Annotated in this window: 2 protein-coding genes; one reads left to right on the forward strand and one right to left on the reverse strand. The window is 74.3% G+C overall.

Going from position 1 to position 2,126, the window contains the following annotated elements; genetic code table 11:
• Window positions 1–869, forward strand: an 869-nt coding sequence (locus tag PROKR_RS06205; RefSeq protein ID WP_036960788.1) for an SGNH hydrolase domain-containing protein, incomplete at its 5' end; no start/stop codon positions are given.
• Between the two features lie 36 nt (window positions 870–905).
• Here the strand turns inward: PROKR_RS06205 and PROKR_RS06210 are convergent.
• Window positions 906–2,126, reverse strand: a 1,221-nt coding sequence (locus PROKR_RS06210) for an acyltransferase family protein (RefSeq protein ID WP_036960791.1), incomplete at its 5' end; no start/stop codon positions are given.

The raw sequence follows: 2,126 nt of genomic DNA on the forward strand, positions 1-2,126 counted from the left end.
GCGCCGCGGCGCTCGCCCCAGACCGGTCCCGCCCGGCGCCGGACCGCACCGCGCAGTCGCCGTCCCCGACCGCACCCTTCCGCCCCGCCACCTGGGTTGCCTACGACGATCATCCCGACCGCCCCGACTGCGCCCAGGGCGGCGACCGCCCCGAGCTCCTGGAGTGCGTCGTGGTGACGCAGGCCGAGCCGGCCGCCGTCGTCTACCTCGCCGGGGCCTCCCACGAGCAGCAGTACGAGGAGGCGTTCGCGGCACTCGCCCGTGAGCACGGCTGGGAGCTGCGGGAGATGCTCAAGCACGGCTGCCGCCTGGCCGTGCCGGGCGGCGACGAGGGTGCGAACGGGCCGGTGCCGCCGCCGTCATGCACCACCTGGAACGAGCAGGCGCTCGACGCGCTGGTGGCGGTGCGCCCGGACGTCGTCGTCGTGGTGGGCAGCCGCACCTACGAGGACGGCGCGCCCGAGGAGGTGCTGCCCGGCCAGGTCGACGCGTGGCGTGCCCTGGACGACGCCGGGATCCAGGTGGTGACCGTCCGTGACAACCCGCGCTTCGAGTGGTTCGTGCCCGAGTGCCTGGACCGCGCCGCCGCCCGGGAGGACTGCGCTCGGCCCCGCGCCGAGCAGCTCGCCGGCGTCTCGCCCGTGCCGACGGCGCCCGGCGTGCCCGGCCGCGCGGTCCACCTTGACCTCAGCGACGTCATCTGCGGGCCCGAGGTGTGCGACCCGGTTGTCGGCAACGTGCTGGTCTACCGCGATGACGACCACCTGACCAACACCTACGTGCGCACGCTGACGCCGTTCGTGGACCGGCAGCTCCGCGCGGCCCTGCCCGGCCTGTTCGACGGCAGGGTCGCGGCCGGGCGAGGCTAGTCCGGCACGCGGACGGGCCTCGCCCCGCCGTCGGGCTCACAGCGCCGTCGGCAACGCCTTCCGCAGCTCGCCGACCAGGGTGCGCATGTAGGTGCGCGTGACATGGTGGCCGTCGCGGTAGACCAGCACGTTGCCGATCACCGCCGGGCACGACTCGGCGTCGCAGAACCGGTCCGTGAACTCGACCGAGCGCGCCTTCGGCGCCTGCTCCAGCGCGGCGGGCACCACGTCCCGGTCGTCGAACGCCTTGTCGGCGGGCTTGGCACAGCCCTCGGGTTCGTCGTAGCTCTCGGTCACGCAGGTCACGAGGCCGTCGGACGGCTTAGGGGTGTCCCGGATGACGAACACCTGGGATCCGGCCGCGGTGAGCTCGTTCCACAGCTCGGCGAAGCCGGCCGCGCCGGCCTCCTCCTCGGTGCCCCGGCGCTCGAAGCGCAGGTGCTCGTACGACGTGGTGACCACGAGGTCGGGCTTCAGCGCCGCCAGCGCGGCACGCGTCTTCTCGTTCGCGTCGAAGCAGCCCTGGACCTGGCCGTTGCTGATGCGGCGCTCGGCGTTGTACGGGCAGCCGGAGTGCAGGTAGGTGACCACCTTCCAGCCGCGCTCGGCCGCGACCTCGGCCACGGGCTCGGCGAACATCTCGGCGTGCGAGTCGCCGACGACGACGACCGTGGCCACCGGGTTCTCCGTCTCGCCGAGCTCGCAGACCGGCGTCGTGTCGTCCTCCTGGGGCGCGAGGCACCGGTCCGCCCCGGGCCACTCGTCGCCGGCGGCGCGGAGCGGGTTGGGCGTGATCGCCCGCTCGCCGTCGAGGAACGGCACGAAGCCATCCGCGAGGCTCTCGGCCACGCGCGCGTCGACGTCCCGGGACACGGACTGCGCCCGCTGGTCCCACTCCCCCATGACGCTCTGCGCCCGCAGCGGCAGCACGAACGTGAGGGCGGCGACGAGCACCATCGCGACCAGGGCCGAGACGAGCATGCGCCCGTCGGCCCGGAACCACCGGAGCGTGCGGACCGGCCGCTCCACCAGCACGTAGCTGGCGATCGCGAGGGCGAACGAGACCACGAGCAGCGCGACGGCGTCGGGCAGCGTGGGCGTGCGCCCGGTGCGGACGGCGAAGAAGACCACCACGGGGAAGTGCCACAGGTACAGGGAGTAGGACACGTCGCCCACCCGCTGCACCACCCAGGACTCGGCGATGCGGCGCAGCGAGCCCGGCCCGGAGGTGCGGCCGGCCGCGATGACGGCGCTGGT

The organism is Promicromonospora kroppenstedtii DSM 19349 (assembly GCF_000515355.1).
GTDB lineage: Bacteria > Actinomycetota > Actinomycetes > Actinomycetales > Cellulomonadaceae > Promicromonospora > Promicromonospora kroppenstedtii.